This is a genomic window from Streptomyces sp. NBC_00448, assembly GCF_036014115.1.
GTDB lineage: Bacteria > Actinomycetota > Actinomycetes > Streptomycetales > Streptomycetaceae > Actinacidiphila.
The window spans coordinates 4332289-4351342 of the sequence record NZ_CP107913.1; the positions used below are offsets into that span (position 1 = coordinate 4332289).

At 72.6% G+C, this 19054-nt stretch carries 18 protein-coding genes and 2 tRNA genes; 8 read left to right on the forward strand and 12 right to left on the reverse strand.

The annotated features are described in order from the left end of the window. The first annotated feature begins 10 nt into the window (after positions 1-10). The 4 genes from OG370_RS18255 to OG370_RS18270 all read left to right on the forward strand — a co-directional run bounded on the left by OG370_RS18255 (position 11) and on the right by OG370_RS18270 (position 2403). Positions 11-688, forward strand: coding sequence for a hypothetical protein (locus tag OG370_RS18255; protein ID WP_328465581.1), 678 nt, complete (start codon positions 11-13; stop codon positions 686-688). Between the two features lie 42 nt (positions 689-730). Next, positions 731-1225, forward strand: a complete 495-nt coding sequence (locus OG370_RS18260) for a DUF6907 domain-containing protein (RefSeq protein WP_328465583.1) — start codon at positions 731-733, stop codon at positions 1223-1225. A gap of 117 nt (positions 1226-1342) precedes the next feature. After that, positions 1343-1639, forward strand: coding sequence for a hypothetical protein (locus tag OG370_RS18265; RefSeq protein ID WP_328465585.1), 297 nt, complete (start codon positions 1343-1345; stop codon positions 1637-1639). Positions 1640-1641: 2 nt separating this feature from the next. Continuing rightward, on the forward strand, positions 1642-2403 hold the full coding sequence (locus tag OG370_RS18270; protein WP_328465587.1) for a hypothetical protein: 762 nt from the start codon (positions 1642-1644) through the stop codon (positions 2401-2403). Between the two features lie 152 nt (positions 2404-2555). Here OG370_RS18270 and OG370_RS18275 read toward each other — a convergent pair. The 5 genes from OG370_RS18275 to OG370_RS18295 all read right to left on the reverse strand — a co-directional run bounded on the left by OG370_RS18275 (position 2556) and on the right by OG370_RS18295 (position 7887). After that, positions 2556-2628: transfer RNA gene (locus OG370_RS18275), tRNA-Lys, on the reverse strand. Between the two features lie 66 nt (positions 2629-2694). After that, positions 2695-4152 (reverse strand): MFS transporter, encoded by a 1458-nt coding sequence (locus OG370_RS18280; RefSeq protein ID WP_328465589.1) that lies wholly within the window; start codon positions 4150-4152, stop codon positions 2695-2697. Positions 4153-4280: 128 nt separating this feature from the next. Further along, on the reverse strand, positions 4281-6521 hold the full coding sequence (locus tag OG370_RS18285; RefSeq protein WP_328465591.1) for a DEAD/DEAH box helicase: 2241 nt from the start codon (positions 6519-6521) through the stop codon (positions 4281-4283). A gap of 181 nt (positions 6522-6702) precedes the next feature. Next, a complete protein-coding gene (locus OG370_RS18290) occupies positions 6703-7356 on the reverse strand; it encodes a hypothetical protein (RefSeq protein ID WP_328465593.1) in 654 nt (217 codons plus the stop codon). A gap of 180 nt (positions 7357-7536) precedes the next feature. Beyond that, positions 7537-7887, reverse strand: a complete 351-nt coding sequence (locus tag OG370_RS18295) for a metallopeptidase family protein (RefSeq protein ID WP_328465595.1) — start codon at positions 7885-7887, stop codon at positions 7537-7539. Between the two features lie 429 nt (positions 7888-8316). On the opposite strand from OG370_RS18295, the gene OG370_RS18300 reads away from it, so the two are divergent. Next, a tRNA-Glu gene (locus tag OG370_RS18300) sits at positions 8317-8392 on the forward strand. Between the two features lie 275 nt (positions 8393-8667). Here the strand turns inward: OG370_RS18300 and OG370_RS18305 are convergent. Further along, complete coding sequence (locus OG370_RS18305; protein WP_328465597.1) at positions 8668-10272, reverse strand: hypothetical protein; 1605 nt, start codon at positions 10270-10272, stop codon at positions 8668-8670. Between the two features lie 156 nt (positions 10273-10428). Continuing rightward, complete coding sequence (locus tag OG370_RS18310) at positions 10429-10899, reverse strand: MarR family winged helix-turn-helix transcriptional regulator (RefSeq protein ID WP_328465599.1); 471 nt, start codon at positions 10897-10899, stop codon at positions 10429-10431. 8 nt (positions 10900-10907) lie between these two features. On the opposite strand from OG370_RS18310, the gene OG370_RS18315 reads away from it, so the two are divergent. Continuing rightward, positions 10908-11252: an amidohydrolase family protein gene (locus tag OG370_RS18315; RefSeq protein ID WP_328465601.1), complete on the forward strand. Its 345-nt coding sequence runs from the start codon at positions 10908-10910 to the stop codon at positions 11250-11252. Between the two features lie 73 nt (positions 11253-11325). Here OG370_RS18315 and OG370_RS18320 read toward each other — a convergent pair whose 3' ends face one another. From OG370_RS18320 to OG370_RS18340, 5 genes are all read right to left on the reverse strand, one after another. Further along, a complete protein-coding gene (locus OG370_RS18320; protein WP_328465602.1) occupies positions 11326-12792 on the reverse strand; it encodes a hypothetical protein in 1467 nt (488 codons plus the stop codon). Positions 12793-12992: 200 nt separating this feature from the next. Next, on the reverse strand, positions 12993-14168 hold the full coding sequence (locus OG370_RS18325; RefSeq protein WP_328465603.1) for a mandelate racemase/muconate lactonizing enzyme family protein: 1176 nt from the start codon (positions 14166-14168) through the stop codon (positions 12993-12995). A gap of 49 nt (positions 14169-14217) precedes the next feature. Then, complete coding sequence (locus tag OG370_RS18330) at positions 14218-15552, reverse strand: MFS transporter (RefSeq protein ID WP_328465604.1); 1335 nt, start codon at positions 15550-15552, stop codon at positions 14218-14220. A gap of 149 nt (positions 15553-15701) precedes the next feature. After that, positions 15702-16646 carry a sugar kinase gene (locus OG370_RS18335; RefSeq protein ID WP_328474216.1) on the reverse strand — a complete coding sequence of 315 codons (945 nt, stop codon included), beginning with the start codon at positions 16644-16646 and terminating at the stop codon, positions 15702-15704. After that, positions 16646-17293, reverse strand: a complete 648-nt coding sequence (locus OG370_RS18340) for a bifunctional 4-hydroxy-2-oxoglutarate aldolase/2-dehydro-3-deoxy-phosphogluconate aldolase (protein ID WP_328465606.1) — start codon at positions 17291-17293, stop codon at positions 16646-16648. The genes OG370_RS18335 and OG370_RS18340 overlap by 1 nt, the downstream gene beginning before the upstream one ends. 130 nt (positions 17294-17423) lie before the next feature. Between OG370_RS18340 and OG370_RS18345 the strand changes: the two genes are divergently transcribed. Both OG370_RS18345 and OG370_RS18350 read left to right on the forward strand, forming a co-directional pair. Further along, positions 17424-18203 (forward strand): SDR family NAD(P)-dependent oxidoreductase, encoded by a 780-nt coding sequence (locus OG370_RS18345; RefSeq protein WP_328465608.1) that lies wholly within the window; start codon positions 17424-17426, stop codon positions 18201-18203. 151 nt (positions 18204-18354) lie between these two features. After that, a complete protein-coding gene (locus OG370_RS18350) occupies positions 18355-19023 on the forward strand; it encodes a GntR family transcriptional regulator (protein ID WP_328465610.1) in 669 nt (222 codons plus the stop codon). Positions 19024-19054 lie beyond the last annotated feature (31 nt).

Below are 19054 nucleotides of genomic sequence, written 5' to 3' on the forward strand. Positions count from 1 at the left end.
CGACCACACCATGCACACACGGACAAAGACCGTATCCCAGGTGGAGACCAGCGCCACCGGCCGGCAGGACGAGTCGTCGCGGCGCCCGCCCGGCCTCTCGGTGCCGTACGTGACCCTGTGGAGCGGGGAGCGGGACGGGCCGATGCCCGTCGTGGCGCGGCGGGACGGGCGGGGCATCCGGTACGCCGACGAGCGGGCGTACGACCGGGACCAGCGTGGCGTGCTGTGGTCGCGCACGCCGTCCCAACCCGGGCGTGGGGAACCCCGATTCGGGGCGGTCCACAGCCTGCGGCAGCGCCTCGCGATGTCCGGGCTGCGCTGCCAGATCTGCGGCGGGCCGGCCGACCGCACCTCCGACGGCGTGCTCTGGCTCATCGACGCCCGCCCCGAGGAACTCCTCCCCGGCGAGGAGGACACCGCCCACCCGCCGGTCTGCCGCCCCTGCGCCCAACGCTCCACTCGCGCCTGCCCCCACCTGCGCGACAGCCACACGGCCGTCCGCGTCCGGATGTTCTTCCCCAGCGGCGTCAACGGCGTCCGCTACGTCCCCACCCGCACCGGCCCCAGGATCGCGGACTCCGACCCCATCGCCTTCAGCGACGCCTGCCTGCCGTGGGTCCGTGCCCACCAACTGATCATGCGCCTCGCCGACTTCACCCCGATCGACCTCAACGACCCGAATGCCTGACGGCTGTTCCACCCGACCCGACACCCCGCCCGAGGAGCCTGCATGCCCGCCACGGATCAGCCCCGCACCTGGACCATCGCCACGGACACCGGCTTCAGCATCAGCGGCCTCCTCCCGCCCTGGGCCACCGACGACCCCAGCGGGCACCAACTCCCCGTCGACCGCCTCGGCATCGCGCTCAGCGACATCAACCACCACCAAGAGATTTGCGGCCAGATCCTCAAGCTCACCCTGCAGACGCCGGACGACCAGGGCCGTGACGACGCCGCCCCCGTCTTCTGCGGCAGCATCGACTGCGACCCTTACGCGACCGAGCCCGACCTGCGCGTCCCGGTCTTCAACTTCCACCTCGTCGACGACTACCGCCTCGAAGCCCTGGGCCCCGACGACATCACCGAACTCGCCACGACCTTCCGCGCCCACGCCGACGTGCTGGACCACCACGTACGACCGGCGCTCGTCGAGGCCCGGAGCGACTGGGCACGCAACGACACCCACCGATCCGCGAAGCGCCCGCCCGGGCGAGCAGCGGGCTAGGCCGTGCCCCCGGAAGCACCAGGTCCCCGCTCAGAAGCATGCCTTCCTCGACCGGCGGACGCCGACCACTCGCGGCGCCTAAGGATAGGAGTACCATGTGGTACCAGGAGGTTGACTGTGGAGATCGCCAAGAAGGCGCAGGGCAGGGCAGCTCGTGCAACAGCGCCCTTGAAGGTGGATGCGGCCGTGGACGAGCTGATCGCGGATGGCGCCCACTTCCTCGGGATGACCAAGAAGGACCTGGTCGCCGCAGCGGTCCGGACCTACCTGGAGATCCGGCGCGAAGAGGTCCGCGCCAGCATGGTGGAGAAGATGCGCAAGCTCGACGGCTCTCTCGAATCGAACGTTTCGCTCCTGACCGGGCTGTCACCCGAGCGGATAAGGGAACTCGGCGGTGTAGGCGAGGACGACTGACCGTGCAGCCCGCTCGCCCCACCCTTCGCACGCTTCGCGAAGACCTGAAGTCGGCGCTGCCCTCGGCGCGGAAACCGCTCGACGAGTTGGATCATCCCCTCCTCCAGAAAGCCCGGGAACTCTTCGGCGACGAGAAGCGTGGCCACGAACGCATCCGCGCCGTCGACGACGAGATCCTGTTCAAGGTCAAGGTCCAGAGATGGCGCGGAGCGGTGTGGACCGATCAGGATCTGGACCTGCCCTGGCTCGTCGCCGCCGGACAGCGCGAGGACGGGTCGTCAGACGACTTCTACGCAGCGCTGGAGACCGACGCACAAGCAGCACGAGCTCGCTACAACGCCGGCCACCGCCAAACCCTGGCCGGCAGGACCTACGTGGGCCATCTCCTGCCCACCAAGGACGATCACGACCGTTATCAACTCGAAGCCGGCACCCGCCTCGTACGCCGCCTGGCCTCGGCGATCCGCCAACTGACCCGTGGATCACTGCACGACGGGCATGAACACGCTACGGACTTCGCCACGTTCCGTCTCGGTGTCCTCGTGCGCGCCGAGGACGGCCATGAGACCTACGTGGCGGTTCGCATCACCGGCTCCGTGCCCGACGACCTGACCGCTGTCGTCCTTCGCTGCGTCCCAGGATGCGAGCCCACCGCCTGGTACCCCGAGTACGCCCTGCCCAGCCGCTCCCTCCTCCCCGCGGAGCAGGCCTGGTCGACCTTGATGGACCCCAAGGCGGCCGCCGAACTCCTGGATGAGGAATAGCCCGTTGCCTGCGCTTGCAACCCGGCCGGAGGCCGCCACGCACCACGCATCGCTCCAGCGCGGCGCCCGGCGCAGCAGTGCCCCGCCCGCCCGAAGGCGACCGGGGCACCCGTATCCGCTGGTCAGGGCCACCGTCTGGCGCCCGGACGCGGTAGGCCGCGTGGGACTCGAACCCACAACCAATGGATTAAAAGTCCACTGCTCTGCCAATTGAGCTAGCGGCCCGCACCGACAGCATAACGGGGTGGGAGGTGGGAGGGGTGCAGGGATTCGCGGGGGGGTCGGTGGGGGTCAGTCCGGGGGCGGGCGGAGGGTGAGGAGGGAGAAGAGGCCGGCGGCGGTCACGAACAGGGCCGCGACGGTGAAGACGGTGTCGATCCGGCCGAAGTGGACCCCGAGCAGGGTGCCGTGGAAGTGGAGCAGGACGGTGCTGGTCAGGAGGGAGGCCAGGGCCATGGACAGGACGGAGGCGAGCTGGATCGCCGGGTTGATGACGGAGATGGTCCGGCCGAGGAGTTCCTTGGGGGTGATGCTCATGATCAGGGGTCCGATGACGGTGTTGAGCGCGGTGAGCGGCAGACCCGCGAGGAAGAGGAGGGCTATGGCCCAGGGCAGGGCGGTGGTACGGGAGTAGGCGACCATGAGCACGCCGGTGATCAGCAGGCCGAGCGAGAACACCCGGTGGCCGCCGATGAGTCGTACCGCATAGCCGGCGAGGAGGGCGCCCGCGACGGAGCCCGCGCCGAAGGCGGCGTTGAGGAAGCCCAGCCACTTGATGTCGGCGTGCAGGTTGTCGCTGACGAAGAAGGCGTCGAGGGCGTTGAGGGCGCCGACGCCGGTCATGGCGACGGCAGCGGCGAGGCAGAGCGTGACCAGGGTCCGGTTGCCGGCGAAGGCGCTGATGCCCGCGCGGAACTCGGCGAAGAAGCCGGTCCGTACGGCACCGGACGACGGTTCCGCCGAAGACGGCTCGGCCGAAGACGGCTCCACGGAAGCCGGCACCGGGACATCCGCACCCGAACCCGCGCCACCCGCACCCGAATCCGCACCCGCACCCGAATTCCCGCCCCGCCCCACCCTCCGCACCGCCAGGAACGACACCCCGAACGACGCCGCGTTCGCCGCCAGTGCCCACCCCACCCCCAACGAGAAGAACAGCGGCGCGGCCAACGGCGGCCCGATCACCGCGGCCACGCTCGAACTCGCCTGCGTCAGCCCCGCCGCCCGCGCCCGGTCCTCCGGCGGCACCGTACGGCTGATCAGGGCGAAGCGGGCCGGCCCGAAGAACTGCGCGGCCGTCGCGTTGAGCGCCACCACCACGTAGATGAAGCCGAGCCGTACAGACAGCGGCATGGCGTCGCCGGCCGCGGGGACGGCCAGCAGCGTGAGCGTGAGGAAGACCCGCACCAGGTCGGCGGCGAGCATGGTCCTGCGGTGGTCCCACCGGTCGGCGTAGACGCCCGCGAGCGGCCCGACCGTGAAGACCGGCACGGCGGCCACGACGAGCACGGCGCCGACCGCCGCCGGCCCCCAGCTCTGGCCCTTGGCGACGACCGCGCTGATCCAGACCACCACGGTGACGTCGAAGACGTAGTCCCCGACCACGGAGACGGCCTGCCCCAGCCACAGCGCCCGCCAGTCACGGTTCGCCCGCAGCCCGTCCGCGCCCTGCGCCCTCGTCCCGGCGCGCGCCCTCGTCCCCGTGCGCGCCCGTATCCGCCCGCCGCCGCTGTCCCCCGCCTCGCTCATCGGAGCATGGTGCGAGCCGCGGACACCGCCTGTCCAGGGCGCCCGGGCCCCGGAACGCGGGCGGGCCCGGGCCCCGCGTTCGCACGCAGGGCCCGGGCCCGGACCAACTGGATTACCGGAAGCGGCGGTCAGCCGTTCCGCTTCCACCGCGGCTTGCGGTCACCGTACGACGTCGGCGCGTTGTCGCGGTTGTACGACGACGACGGGCGGCTGTCGCGCTCGCCGCTGCCGCCGAAGGACGGACGGCGGTCCCGGTCGCCGTACGACGGGCGGGAGTCGCGGCGGTCGCGGTTGAACGGCCGGTCGTCGCGCCGCTCGTAGGACGGGCGCCGGTCGTCGCGGTTGTACGCGGGACGGGCGTCGCGGCGGTCCCGGTCGCCGTAGGACGGACGGGAGTCGCGGCGGTCGTCGCGGTTGTAGGCCGGGCGGGCGTCACGGCGGTCCCGGTCGCCGTACGACGGACGGGAGTCGCGGCGGTTCCGGTCACCGTAGGACGACGAGGACGAGGACGAGGAGGACGGGCGGGAGTCGCGGCGGTCGTCCCGCCGGTCGTCGCGGTTGTACGCGGGGCGCGCGTCACGACGGTCGCCGCCGCGGTCGTCCCGGCGGTCGCGGTCGTTGCGGTACGAGGGACGCGAGTCGCGGCGGTCGTCCCGCCGGTCGTCGCGGCGCTCGAAGTTCCCCCGGTCGTCGCGCCGCTGGTACGACGACCGCTCCTCGCGCGGCTCGGGCACGGCCGCCGCGGCGGCTGCGGCGGCGGCTTCCGCGGCGAGTTCGGCGGCCTTCGCGGCCACCGCCTCCTCCGGGTCCTCGCCACGCTCGCGGGCGGAACGCGCGGTGAGCCGGTCCGCCTCCTCGCGCAGCTCGTTCGCCCGGCGCTGCAGCCGCTCCAACTGCTTGGTCAGCTCGGCGACTTCGCGCTCGGCCTGGGAGGCCGCGTTCTGCACCGCGTCGGCCTGCACATCGGTGAGCGAGCGCGCGCCGGTGATCCGGGCCACGTCGTCGTCGAACACGCCCGCGCCGCCGATGACATGGCGCGAGGCGTCGACGCCCGCGTCCTCCATCAGCCGGAAGATCTGCTTGCGCTGGTGCGGCAGGGCCAACGAGACGACCGTGCCGGACTGGCCGGCGCGGGCGGTACGGCCCGAGCGGTGCAGGTAGTCCTTGTGGTCGCCGGCCGGGTCGACGTTGAGCACCAGGTCGATGCCGTCCACGTGGATGCCGCGGGCGGCGACGTCGGTGGCGACCAGCACGTTGACGTGCCCGCCCTTGAAGTCCTCCAGGGTGCGGGTCCGCGCGCCCTGGGTCATGCCGCCGTGCAGCGCGTCGGCGCGCACGCCGGCCTCGATCAGCTGCTCGGCGACGCGGTCGGCGCCCATCTGGGTGCGGACGAAGATGATGGTGCGGCCCTTGCGGGCGGCGATCGCCGCGGTGACCGGCGCCTTGTCCTTCGGCTTCACGACGAGCACGTGGTGGCTCATGGTGGTCACCGCGCCCTGGGCGGCGTCCACTTCGTGGGTGACCGGGTCGACCAGGTAGCGGCGGACGAGGGTGTCGATCTCGTTCTCCAGGGTGGCGGAGAACAGCAGCCGCTGGCCGCCGGCCGGGACCAGGTCCAGGATCTCGGTGACCTCGGGCAGGAAGCCCATGTCGGCCATCTGGTCGGCCTCGTCGAGGACGGCGATCTGCACCTGGTCGAGCGAGGCGGCGCCCCGGTTGATCAGGTCGCGCAGCCGGCCGGGGGTGGCGACCAGCACGTCCACGCCGCGTTCGAGGGCGTAGATCTGGTTCTGCATGGAGGTGCCGCCGCAGACGACCTTCATCTTCAGGCCGAGCACGTCGCCGTACGGCTGGAGGGCGTCGGCGACCTGCATCGCCAGCTCGCGGGTCGGGGTGAGGATCACACCGCGGGGGTGCTTGCGCTCGGTGCGGCCGCCGGAGAGCAGGGTGAGCAGCGGCAGGCCGAAGGCGAGGGTCTTGCCGGAGCCGGTCTGGCCGCGCCCGAGGATGTCCTGGCCGGCCAGGGCGTCCGGGATGGTCGCGGCCTGGATCGGGAAGGGGCTGACGACCTGGTTCTGGGTGAGCTTGCGGACGATGGCCTCGGGGAGGCCGAGGTCGGCGAAGGTGACGGTGGGCTCGGCCGGTTCCTCGGCCTCGGCGGCGTCGGTGGGCTCGTCGGCCTCGGTGGCGTCGGTGGGCGCCACGGCGTCAGCGGACCGCACGGCGTCGGCGGACCGCACGGGCGCCGCGGACTCCGCGATCTCGGCCGGCTCGTCGGCGACGGTCACGGTCGCGGTGGTGCTTGCCGTGACGGCGGCGTCAGCCGCGTTCTCGGGCAGGGTGGAACGGTCGGCACTGTCATTGGACATGCTGAAGCTAAACCTCTCGGAGACTTACGGCACGCGCCAGCTCCGCAGGTTGCTTACAACCGCCTCGATGCGGTCAGCCACAGGAGAAAAGGAACGCGCCACGGGGCGCGTATCAATCAGGCGCCAGGCAGGTGGGATCAAACGATCTACCAGCATACGCATCAGGCGTCGCTTTCGCGAATCACCTGCTGAGAGCACGTACGGGCCGGTGTTTCGCGGCGTCGGCGCCCGCGTCGGCACCGGCGGAATCGCCCGCCCCGCCGACCCCGCCGGCACCCGCGGAGTCGCCGCCGGTGCCCGCCGTCGGGTCGGCCGGTCCGGTGGGCGCCGCGGGGATGCTCGGCGGGGCGGGGTCCGACGGGCGGCCCGAGGGCGCGGCGCTGGTCGGTACGGCGGTCGGCGAGCCCTGGGCGGTCGGCCGCGGCTTTCCGGTACCGGGCGTGACGCCGGTCACCCGCGTCGCGCCGTCCGACGGGGTCGCTCTGCTGCCGGGCGAGGCCGCGCCGTCCCGCCCGGAGTGCGGCGACTTCCCGGTGTACGCCCCGCCCCGCTGCGGCGCGTACGGTCCGCCGCCGGACCGGGCGGCCGCGCCCCCCGCCGCGCCGGCCGGGGCCCGGGTGGACGCCTTCGAGTCGGGCGACTCGCTGCCCGTGCTGACGCAGGCGGCCACGCCCGCGGCCACGAGCGTCACCAGGGCGGCGGCGCGCACGCCGGCGCGGACCGCCGCACGGGGCGGGCGCGGGGGGCGTACGGGGGTGGAGGCGGGCTCGGCCGGCCCGGCCGGTGGGGCGGGGGCCGTGGGGGCGGCGGGGACTGGCAGCACATCGGGCAGCACGTCGGCACCTCGGGTGGGGGTCGGAGCGGGGCGCGCGCACGTCATGCGGCTGCGCCGGCAGCTTCTCGCTCCGCCGCGCGCGCCCGGGGGTGTCGCCCTGACCAACGCGGACGCGGCCCGCCAGGACACGCCCGCACCCGCCCGGGCCCGCCCGGACCGGCCCGCGCCCGTACCGTACGGTCAGCCGTAGCCCAGCGCGTGCAGCCGTTCGTCGTCGATCCCGAAGTGGTGGGCGATCTCGTGCACGACGGTGACCTCCGTCTCGGCCACCACCTCCTCCCGGGTGGCGCACATCCGCAGGGTCGGGCCGCGGTAGACCGTGATCCGGTCCGGCAGCACCCCCGCGTACCACTCGCCGCGCTCGGTCAGCGGGGTCCCCTCGTACAGCCCCAGCAACTCCGGGCTGCCCGGCTCCGGTTCGTCCTCGACGAAGACCGCCACGTTGTCCATCAAACGGGTCAGCTCGGCGGGGACCCGGTCCAGCGCCTCGCCGACCAGTTCCTCGAACTGCTCCCGGCTCATCTCCAGCACGCCCCCATTCTTCCCGCCCCGCCCCCGCCCATCCCCCGCAACCCGCCCCCGCACCGGTGCCAACCGCACCGCGCCACCCCGCCTAGGCCGTGTTTTGGAAGTAGCGCCGTCCGCCCAAAGGGCGGGGCCCGTGGCGTCTGGTGCTCCCCCACAGCCTTCGGCGTGGGGGTGCCCCCAGATCGCAAGGCGGAGGGTTGTCCTCGTAGTGGGCCTACTCGGACAAGCCCGACAACGCTGGGGGCACCTCCCGCCGAAGGCAGGGGGAGAGCGTGCGTGCCAGGCGCCACGGGATGGGGGCACCTCCCCCGCCGAAGGCAGGGGGGGAGGGGCTTCCAAAACACGGCCTAACCGTTTTGCCGTTCCCCCGACCCATCCCCTATGCTTCCGGGGTCCCCGAAGTGCGCCGCGAGGCCACCACGGCAGGCCCCAGCCCTCATCGTCTAGTGGCCCAGGACGCCGCCCTTTCAAGGCGGTAGCACGGGTTCGAATCCCGTTGGGGGTACCACAGAATTCCGCGCGTCCGCCTGCTGGGCCGCCGCGTGCCGGACGGCATGAGCCGGACATGGCCGCCTCGATTCTTCCCTCGGCTTCCACCGGGTCCACGCCGGCACCGCCGCGCCTCGGATCAGGCAGCGCTCAAGCAGATCCGCGCGCCCTCGGACTACCCGACCTCAGAAGGCCCGCCCTCAGATCCGCCCACCCCAGGACTGCGCGTGCCGCGGCCCGCGGGGCGTTCCTGGAGTGAACGTCCCGCGGGCCGCGGTGGTGGGGTGAGTGCGGTCAGGCGCGGGCGCGGATGCGGGTCCTGCGGCTGCGGGCGAGGGCGAAGACCGCGCCGCCGAGGGCCAGGGCCGCGGCGGAGGTGAGCGCGATGGTCATCGTGCCGTCGCTGCCGGTGTGGGCGAGCGAGCCGGTGGCGGACGGGGCGTCGCCGCCCGTGCTGCCGGAGCTGCCGGAGGTCCCGGAAGTCGTGCCGGTCTGGGTGGAGTTCTGGTTGCCGCCACCGGTGCTGCCCGAGCCGCCGGTGGAGCCGGCGCCGGTGCCGGTCGAGGCGCCTCCCGGCACGTTCACGGTGAAGGCCGCCTTGTTGTTGTCCAGGTGGCTGTCGTACGGCGGCGTGCCCAGGTCGGCGAGCTGCGCGACCACGGTGCCGCTGGTCGTGGCCGGGGCGTCGGCGCCCACCTTCACCTTGAAGGTCAGCTTCTGCGTGTGGCCGCTGTCGAAGATGCCGTCGAGGTCGCACGTGTACTGCGGAGCGCCGAGCGCGGGATCGCGCGTGCCGTTGTCCCACGGGACGCACCCGGCGGGCACCTGCGTGGCGGTGGTGCCCTTGGGGATGTCGACCATCACCGTGAGCTGGTCGTCGTACGTGTAGCGGTCGACGGTGGCCGGCCCGTGGTTGGTGGCCGTGGCGGTCAGCGTGGCCGTGTCGCCGGGCTTGGCCGTGGCGGTGTCACCGGTGAGAGCGATGTCGGCGGTGTTGGCCGCGTCGATGCTCTGCTGTCCCTGCTGGGCGACGTCGCCCGACTGCGCGTTGCCGTCCGGCACGAGCGTCAGGTCGGCGGCGCTGGTGCTCTTGGGCGCCGCCGGCACGCTGGTGGAGGTGGCCGTCGGCGCGTAGGAGAAGATCTCGTAGAGCGCGGACTTCTTCACGTCGAGCTTCAGCGGCGTGGACAGCTGGTACCTCTTGCCGGGCTCGATCGGCGTGGAGAAGTGGCACGTCGCGACCGTCGCCTCCCATTTCCCGGCGGCATCGGCGTAGTCGCAGTTCGGGAAGTGCGTCGCGAAGGACAGGCCCGGGGAGATCGCGAACCGGTAGTCCGTGGTCGCGGCGGTCAGCGAGCCGATGTTGGACACGGTGAGCGGCTTGGTCAGAGTGGTGCCGGGCTTGACGTTCTCGGTCTGCGCGAGGGTGTGGACGACCAGGTCGACCGCGCCGACGCTCACCTTGACGGTGAAGGGGGCGATCGTCACGCCGGACGCGGTCGCGGTGATGACGGCGGTGCCGCTGTCGCCGAGCGCGGCGCCCGGCTTGGTCCTGATGTCGACGATGCCGCCGGTGCCGTTCGCGCCGACGTCACCGATGTCGAAGGTGCACACGTCGTCGACGCAGTAGTGGTCGGGGCTCGTGACGAAGGAGCTGATGCCGGTGATGTCGACGGTGACGCGCACGTCGTGAAGGGTGCTGCCCTTCGAGTCCAGCCCCCAGCTGACCTGGCCGTCGCCGTCGTCGGGCACCGCGAGCCCGACCGGCGTCCTGGCGGACAGGGTCGGTGCGGACCCGTCGTCCGCGTGGGCAGAGCCGGTGGTCAGCGCCCCTCCGAACAAGGTGACCGCCATCGCGGCCAGAGTGGCCGCCCATCTGCGCCATATACGTGAGGACATCGTGCGGTCTCCCCCAGGATTCTCGGAGTACAGCTCCAGGACACCCCGTCCGACCCCCGAGCACCCCGGATGGTTGCCCCGGCAGCCGGGCGAAAAGGGGGAGGGTCGGGTGGAGCGGCCGGTTCCTGACGCGGGTCCGCGCGAGGGCGCCGGTGGCTACGAGGTGCCGGTCTTGTTGATGGTGTCCGCCAACCGGCGGAGGTGGCCGACGAGTTCGGTACGGGTGTAGTGGTCGAGCGCCGACGAGCGGCGTTCGCGCAGGCGGGTGCGGACGGCGGCGACCTGCTCCCGGCCTTCGGGGGTCAGGCCGATCAGGACCCGGCGCTCGTCGGTGGGAGACCTGCGGCGGGTGACGATGCCCTTGTTCTGGAGCTGCTGGAGCATGCGGGTGGCCGTGGGGACGCTGACGTCGGCGGCGCCGGCCAGGGTGCCCACCGGCAGTTCCTCGTCGTCGGCCAGCGGCGTGAGCATCGCCGGCTGGGACAGGGAAAGCCCCTGGTCGGACTGCCCGGAGATGGCCGCGCGGGAGCGGCGCATGGCGTAGAAGAGCTCCTCCGCCGCCTGGATGAACTCTTCCAGAACCCGGTCCGCTCCGGCCTGGTCTGCTCCGCTCCGCTGATCCGCCATGTCCGTTCGTGCCCTCACTGCCGTGTCTCGGCCACATGGGCGAGCTGCTGCCCTTCCACCTCTCCCGCGTCGACACCCGGCTGCCTTACCTGGAGACCGACGTGCAGCTCGCGAAGAAGCCCTCCGAGTACTTCACCGAGAACTTCCACATCACCACCAGCGGCGTCATGGCCACCAGCGCCCTGCTCGGCGCGGTGCTCGCGATCCACATCGACAACATCATGTTCGCCATCGACTACCCCTACGAGTCCACCACCCAGGCCATGGACTTCCTGCACGGCCTCCCCCTCCACGACACCGACCTCCACAAGATCGCCCACGGCAACGCCGAACGCCTCCTGCGCCTCACCTGATCGCCCTCGGGGCCGCGCCTCGTCCGGGACCGGCGCGTGGGTCGGCCGGCCCCGGACGCGTCCGGGTCAGGAGTCAGGGAGTGCGGACCCAGAACTCCACGGACAGCGGCGGCACCGTCAGGGCGAGGGTCGGTCCGCCGAGGGTCGCGAGCGTCCGGTCGTGGGTCGCGGGCCCGAAGCGGTGCCCCTGGAAGGTGGACGCGGTCTGCGTGTCGACGGTGTACGTGAAGGAGTCCGTCGTGGAGCGGTTCGTGACGGCGAAGACCTCCTTGCCCTGGGCGGTCCTCCAGGCCATGATCCGCTGGGCCTGCAGGACCGCGGACTCGTCGACGCCGTAGCGCACCGAGTCCCACGGCAGGTAGCGGACGAAGCCGGCGACCGCGTTCCAGTTCTGCGGGTTGAAGTCCCAGTGCCCGACGGGGATGTCAGGGAAGTGGCTGAAGTCGGTGTCGCCCGGCGGCCGCCAGTAGCCGAGCGAGTAGCCCGGGGCCTCGGCGTTGGTGGTCGGCTTCAGCGCGTGCAGCCAGAACCAGGTGGGCGCGTCCTGGAACACCATCCAGTTCATGATCGACTGGGCGGTGTTGAGGGTCCGCACGTCCGACGTGGAGTTGTCCAGGTACTCGAACTCGTTGTTGAAGACGAGCTTCCCCGCGGCGCCGGAGGTGTAGTCACCGGTGATCTGCTCGTCGCTGTTCGAGCCGATCCGGTGATAGGTCCACGCGTCCACGCAGGACAGCGCGGCCGGATCGGCCTTGATCGCCTGCCCGAAGGAGCCGCTCCAGCCGTCGAGGCTGTTCGCGTGGATCATCACCCGCGGGTACTTGGCGCGGATCTTCGGGGCGACCGCGGCGAAGGTCTGGTGGTACTCGGCGGCGGTGTAGACGCAGGAGGAGTACGCCGTGGAGTACACCGGCTCGTTCTGCAGCCCCCACATCGACACCGGTACGCCCAGCGAGGTGAGGTAGTCCAGGTCGTGGACCATCGCGTCGCCGAGCGCGTCGAGGTCCGCCGCCGCGAAGGAGGCGAGCGTGCCGCCGATGTAGGAGCCGTTGCTCTTCCATCCGGGCGGGGGAGACCAGTACTCGGCGGAGATGCCCTCGATGCCGGCCTGACCGATCATGTCCGCCAGCAGCGCGGTCTGCCCCGGGTAACGGCCTTGCAGGTACTTGCCGGTGGCGTCCGTCCCCCGGTAGTACAGGCCCAACGCGAGCCGGCAGTAGCGGAATCCCCGGTCGTCGCGCACTTTGAGCATCTGCTGGTAGAAGCGGGTGCGCTCGCTGTCCGTCAAGTCGTACGGGACCCCGCTGACGGTCGCCGGCAGCCCGTCGTTGCCGGAGCCGATCGAGTCCGACTGGATCTCGAACCCGAGGCCGAGGATGGTCTGCTTGCGGGGCTGGTCGTAGCGGATGGTGTACGAGCCGCTGGTGGCGGCAGCCGCCGACCATCCGCCGAGCGGGCCGAGCACGGCGGCGGTGCCTGCGGCCGCGGCGCCGCCGAGCAGCGAGCGGCGGCTGATGAGGGGGCGCTCCGTACGGCTCATGCGACGTCCTCGATCCAGAACTCGATGGTGTTCGGCGCCACGGTGACGGCCAGAAGTCCGAGCAGGGTGCGTCTGTCGGGCGATGGGCTGCTGGGGGGTGGGGGTTGCGTGGTCACGGTGACTCCTCCGGGGAGAAGGTGCGGCTCGTGGGTGGGTCGGAAGCGGGAGGGCGGAAGCGGGAGGGTCGGAAATCCGGTGGGTCAGAAGCGGGCGACGGTGTAGCGGTCGACGGCGGCGTCGTCGAGTTCGAAGCCCAGGCCCGGGCCGGTGGGGACGGTGAGGGCCCCGTCGCGGAACTCCGGCGGGTTGCGCAGGATCTGCTCGCGGATGGGGTTGGGGAGGCGGTTGTACTCGTAGGTGCGCAGGTTGGGGGTGGCGGCGCACAGGTGGAGCGCGGCGCACAGGCTGACGCCCGAGCCGACGCCGTGCGGGGCGATGTCGACGTGGAAGGCGGAGGCGAGGGCCGCGAGCCGGGTGGCCTCGGTGATGCCGCCGCTGCGGGCGACGTTCGGCATGAAGACGTCGATGGCGTGGTGCAGCAGGGAGTCGCGCAGGTCGAACCGGGTGAAGTGGGTCTCCCCGTTGACGAGGGTCAGCCCGGTCCTGCGCCGCAGTTCCGCGAGGTTGGCCAGGTCGTCGACCTGGAGCGGTTCCTCGTACCAGGAGATGTCCAGGTCGCGCAGGACCGCGCCCACGCGGGTGGCCTCGTCGAGGTCGTACGCGCAGTTGGCGTCGGTGAGGATGCCGATGTCCTCGCCGACCGCGGCACGGACCGCCCGCAGGTGGGCGCGGTCGACCCGGACACCGCGGCCGATCTTGACCTTCAGGGCCCGGAATCCGTCCTCGACGAAGCCGAGCGCCTGGCGCGCGGAGTCCTGCGGGTCGGCGTGCAGCGCGACGGGGCTGGCGTAGCACTCGACCCGCTCCCGGATCGGGCCGCCGAGCAGGCGGTGGACGGGCAGGCCGGCGAGCTTGCCGCGCAGGTCCCACAGGGCCAGGTCGACTCCGGCGATGGCTTCGAGGTAGAAGCCGCGGTTGTGGCCGCCGGCCGCCTGCCCCTGGAAGAGCCGTTCCCACACGGCGGTCGTGGCCAGGGCGTCCTGGCCGACCAGCAGCGGGGCCAGGACGGTGGAGACGACGGTGGCGGTGACCTCGGGGGAGGGCAGGCCGTAGCACTCGCCGATCCCGACGCTGCCGTCCTCGGCGTGCACCTTGACCAGGGTGGCGTACTGGCCGCGCCGGGGCAGGACCAGGTGGCTGGAGGCCGGGTAGCGCAGCCAGTCGGGGACGTCGTCGGGCGAGTCGTAGAGGTCGTCGAAGCTGGCCGACAGGGCCAGGGTCTCGACTTTGGCGATACGAAGGGGGGCGTTGCTCACGGGGTTCTCCACGTGGTCGGTGGCCTGCTCGGGTGGTGCGCGGCCGGAGTCATGCGTTGATGGCGCCGAGGGTCCCGGTCTGCTCCTGGGAGGTCTCGCGGCCGGAGAAGACGGCGACGGCGGTCACAACGCAGCCGGCGATGACGTACAGCGCGACGGGCGTGATCGAACCGCCGGCGGCGGCGACCAGGGCGGTGCCGATGAAGGGTGCCGTGCCGCCGAACAGCGCGCCGCCGATCTCCCGGCCGGCGCTGACGCCGCTGTAGCGCACGCGCGCGTCGAACTGCTCCGCCACCAGCGCGGCCTGCGGGCCGAACACCATGTCCTTGCAGATCGGGATGGCCAGCACCATGGCGAGGAAGATCAGCGGGGTGCTCCGGGTGTGCAGCAGCGCGAAGAAGGGGAAGGCGTAGCCGACCGTGCAGACCAGGCCGATGGCGATCATCAGGCGTCGCCCGATGAGGTCGGACAGCCAGCCCCAGAAGGGGATCGAGCCGATCTCCAGGGCGGAGGCGAGGGCGATCGCCCACAGCATGGTGGTCTTCGACAGGTGCAGCGTGCCGGTCGCGTACGACAGGGCGAACGCCTGGATGAGGTAGCCCCAGACGAAGCCCGAGACGGTGATGCCCATCGTCCGCAGCACCGCGCCGGGTTGCTTGCGCAGCGTGAGCAGCAGCGGGAAGCGTACGGTCTCGCCGCGGTCCTCCAGTTCGGCGAAGACCGGCGTCTCGTCGATGCCCCGCCGGACGACCAGGCCGAAGACCACCAGGACCGCGCTGAGCAGGAACGGCACCCGCCAGCCCCAGCTGTCGAACGAACCGTCGGGCAGTTGCGACGCGAGGGCGAACACGCCGCTGGCGAGCACGAATCCGGCTCCGGTGCCCATCGCCGGGATGGCGCCGAAGAGCCCTCTTCTGCCCGGCGGCGCGTTCTCCACGGTGAGCAGGGTGGCGCCGGCGAACTCGCCGCCCACCGCGATGCCCTGGCACACCCGCAGGAACACCAGCAGGACCGGGGCCCAGACGCCCGCCACCGCGTGGGTCGGCAGGACGCCGACCAGGGTGGTCGCCACGCCCATGCCGAGCATCGTGATCAGCAGGACGTGCTTGCGGCCGATGCGGTCGCCCAGGTGACCGAAGATCACGCCGCCGATGGGCCGGGCGGCGAAGCCGACGCCGAAGGTGGCGAAGGAGGCGAGCGTGCCGCCGACGGAGGAGGAGCCGAAGAACAGCGGGCCGAACACCAGGGCCGAGGCCAGGCCGTAGAGGTTGAAGTCGTACCACTCCATGACCGTGCCCACGGTGCTGGCGAGCATCGTGCGCCGGTCGGTGCGGTGCTGGGCCGTGGTCACGTTGCCGTCTTCGGTCGTCGTCGCACTGGTCATGGGACGCGTTCACCACCTTGGAAGGGGGACGGGGACGAGGCAACCGTATGAGATATACGAAATAAGAACCAGGGGTCGGAGGAACATTCCCGAAACACTTCGTGCCGCGCCGCACCGGACACCCTCCGTGACCGTCGGGCGGTACGGGGTCACCGCAGCGCGCTGCCCGGTTCGGCCCGCAGGAGCGGCAGTTCGTGCCGGGCGGGCAGCCCTTCCCAGTCGCCGTACGAGGCGACGGCGAAGGCGCCGGTGCACACCGCGCGGCGCAGCCGGCCCTCCGGGGGCTCGCCGTCGAGCAGCGCCGACAGGTAGCCCGCCACGAAGGCGTCGCCCGCACCGACCGTGTCCCGTACGGGCACGCGCTCGGCCGGCAGTGACGTGGAGCCGTCCGCCGTGAAGACGTCGGCCCCGGCCGCTCCGCGCTTGACCACGACCTCGCGGACGCCGGCCGCCAGCAGCGCATCCACCCGGGCCTGCTCCGTGCCGGCCGACTCGGGTGCGGCGAGGGCGAGTTCGTCGTCGGACGCCACGAGCACATCGACGTCGCGCACCAGCGGCCGCAGCGTCCGGCCCGCCTGGGCGCGGGACCACAGCCGGGCGCGGTGGTTGACGTCCAGGCAGACCAGCGATCCCGCCGCGGTCGCGGCCCGCACCGCCGACTCGACCGCCCGCCGGGGCCGCTCGCCCAGCGCGGCGGTGATTCCGGTGACGTGGACGATCCGCGCCCCGGCGGCGAGTGCGGGCGCGAGGTGGGCGGCGGTGATCCGGGAGCCGGCCGAACCGGAACGGTGGTAGGTCACCCGCGTCAGGTCGGCGAGCCTCGGCTCGAAAACCACGAGGCCGGTCGGTCCCGCGTCGGTGCTGCCGGCGCAGGAGACGTCCACGCCTTCCGCCCTGAGCGTGCGGGTCACCAGGCGCCCGAACTCGTCCGCGCCGGTGAGGCCCGCCCAGCGGACCCGGTGCCCGAGCCGTGCCAGGCCGATGGCGACGTTGGACTCCGCGCCGGCCACCGACAGGTCCAGCGAGCCGCCCAGGAGCAGTGGCCCCCGGGCCCGCAGCGCGGCCATCGTCTCCCCGAAGGTCAGTACGTCGATCACCGCGACTCCCGGGCGGTCAGGGCGCGGAACCGGGCCGCGCGCTCGGCCAGTTCGCCCTGCGCGCCCGCTCCGCCGCCGTCCGCGGCGTCGCCGACCAGCGGCCCGCCCACGCCGACGGCCGCCGCCCCGGCGGCGAGGTAGCCGCGGGCCGCGTCGGCGTCGATGCCGCCCACCGGCACGAAGGGCACCTCGGGGAAGGGGGCGCGCAGCGCGCGCAGGTGCGGCACGCCGCCGAGGCCGGCCGGGAAGAGCTTGACCGCCGCCGCCCCGCCGGCGACGACCGCCGCCACCTCGGTCGGGGTCAGCGCGCCCGCCAGCACCGGCAGGCCCGACTCCCGGCAGGCGGCCACGGCTTCGGTCGCTCCCGGGGTCACCGCGAATCCGGCGCCCGCTTCGGCGGCCCGGCGGGCGTCGCCCGCCGTCAGCACCGTCCCGGCGCCGAGCAGCGCGTCCGGGCCGAGTGCCGCGCGGGCCCGTTCGATGACGCCCAGGGCGCCGGCGCCGGTCAGCGAGACCTCGACGAGGCCGATGCCGGACCGGACGAGGGTGAGCACCGTGTCGAGCGCCGCCGACGGGTCGGCGCCCCTGACGATGGCAAGCAGCCGTTGGGCGCGTAGGGCGGAGAGGAGATCGTCGGGCGTCATGAGAGCCTCCGGAGAACCGTTGCCGTTATTTAGTAGATCGTATACCTTTCCTTCCAGCCGCTCCCCCGGTCCGCTCCCGGCCCCGCATGGGCTCGGGCCGCCCCACCCCACCTGCGCGAGGTAGCCCGCGATGACACGAACAGTCCTGGTCACCGGGGCGGCGGGCGGCATCGGCCGCGCCGTCGCCGCCCGATTCGCCGCGGACGGACTGCGGGTGGCGGGAGTCGACCTCGCCGATCCGCGGCTGCCCGGCGTCTCCTACCACCGCGCGGACGTGACACGGGCCGACGAGGTCGCCGCCGCCGTGCGCGAGGCGGCCGCGGAAGGCGGCGGGCCGGACGTCCTCGTCGCCTGCGCGGGCGTGACCGAGGGCCGCCCGCTGCACCTCACCACCGAGCAGGAGTGGAACGCGGTGCTGACCGCCAACCTCACCTCGGTGTTCCTGTGCGTCCGCGAGGTGCTGCCGGCCATGATCGAGGCGGGCTCCGGCGCGGTGGTGACCGTCGGCTCGGTGCTGCACCGCACCGCCGCTCCCGGCCTGCCCGCCTACGCCGCGGCCAAGGGCGCGCTCGCCGCGCTCACCCGGCAACTCGCCGTGGACTACGGCCGGCACGGGATCTCCTTCGTCACGGTCTCCCCCGGCTGGGTCCGCACCCCGGCCACCGAGTCGCGGCTCGGCGGCGCGGAGGACCTGAGCAGGCTGCGCGAGAGCAACCCCATGCGCCTGCTGGCCTCGCCCGAGCAGGTCGCGTCCGCAGTGGCCTTCGCCGCCTCGCCCGACGCGGCGCTGCTGACGGGCAGTGAACTGGTGCTGGACGGTGGCGCGTCGGCGGTCAGCCCGGCGAGCCTGCTGCGGGACGGGCACCGGGAACGGATGGGGCTTCCCCCGCTGCACGGCGAGCCGCGCTGACCCGCGCGGAGCCGTGACGGTCAGACCCGCAGCAGTCGGACCCACGGCGGTCGACGGCACGGCAGTCGGACCCACGGCAGTCGGACTCACGGCACCCGGAAGCCGGCCGCCCGCGCGGGGACGAGCCGCGGATATCGCATACGATGAACGTATGGCAGAGAACAGCTGGGCCACGAGGCTGCCCACGGTGAAGAGCAAGGCGGACCTGGTCTACGACACTCTGCGCCAGGCCATCGTCACCGGGGATCTGCGGTCCGGCGAGCGCATCAACATGGACGAGCTCGCCCGGAACCTGGGCGTCAGCAAGATCCCCATCCGCGAAGCCGTCAAACGCCTGGAGTCCGACGGCCTGCTCAGCTCCCAACTGCACGCGGGCGTCACCGTCGCCGAGATCGACAAGACCGAGATGCGCGGCGTCTTCCTCGCCCGCGAGGCGATCGAGACCCTGGTCACCCGGCTCGCGGCGGAACGGGTGGACGACAAGCTGCTGACCGGCCTGGCGCAGGTCCAGGCCGCGATGCGCGCGGAGCTCGACCAGGGGGCGACGGAGCGCCTCCCCGAACTCAACTCCGACTTCCACCGGCTGCTGTCCGAGGCCAGCGGCTACCGCATCCTCGCGGAACTCACCGAGCAGTTGCTGATGACCATCCGCCGCTACCGCATCACCATGCCGCGCGACGCGCAGAACTGGCGAGCGGTCCTCCAGGAGCACGAAGCCATCATCGCGGCGCTGCGCCAGGGCGACCCGGAAGCGGCGGCGGCCGCCGCCCAGCACCACACCGCCTCCCAGGCCGGCCACGAGATCTCCGACAACGGCTGACCCGCGGCGCGGTGACCGCCCCTCGTACGGA

Coding starts and splice junctions, on each gene's coding strand:
- OG370_RS18340 (WP_328465606.1), bottom strand. CDS start 17,293: ATGACGCCCGACGATCTCCTCTCCGCCCTACGCGCCCAACGGCTGCTT.
- OG370_RS18305 (WP_328465597.1), bottom strand. CDS start 10,272: ATGTCCTCACGTATATGGCGCAGATGGGCGGCCACTCTGGCCGCGATG.
- OG370_RS18285 (WP_328465591.1), bottom strand. CDS start 6,521: ATGTCCAATGACAGTGCCGACCGTTCCACCCTGCCCGAGAACGCGGCT.
- OG370_RS18350 (WP_328465610.1), top strand. CDS start 18,355: ATGGCAGAGAACAGCTGGGCCACGAGGCTGCCCACGGTGAAGAGCAAG.
- OG370_RS18330 (WP_328465604.1), bottom strand. CDS start 15,552: ATGACCAGTGCGACGACGACCGAAGACGGCAACGTGACCACGGCCCAG.
- OG370_RS18310 (WP_328465599.1), bottom strand. CDS start 10,899: ATGGCGGATCAGCGGAGCGGAGCAGACCAGGCCGGAGCGGACCGGGTT.
- OG370_RS18280 (WP_328465589.1), bottom strand. CDS start 4,152: ATGAGCGAGGCGGGGGACAGCGGCGGCGGGCGGATACGGGCGCGCACG.
- OG370_RS18260 (WP_328465583.1), top strand. CDS start 731: ATGCCCGCCACGGATCAGCCCCGCACCTGGACCATCGCCACGGACACC.
- OG370_RS18255 (WP_328465581.1), top strand. CDS start 11: ATGCACACACGGACAAAGACCGTATCCCAGGTGGAGACCAGCGCCACC.
- OG370_RS18345 (WP_328465608.1), top strand. CDS start 17,424: ATGACACGAACAGTCCTGGTCACCGGGGCGGCGGGCGGCATCGGCCGC.
- OG370_RS18320 (WP_328465602.1), bottom strand. CDS start 12,792: ATGAGCCGTACGGAGCGCCCCCTCATCAGCCGCCGCTCGCTGCTCGGC.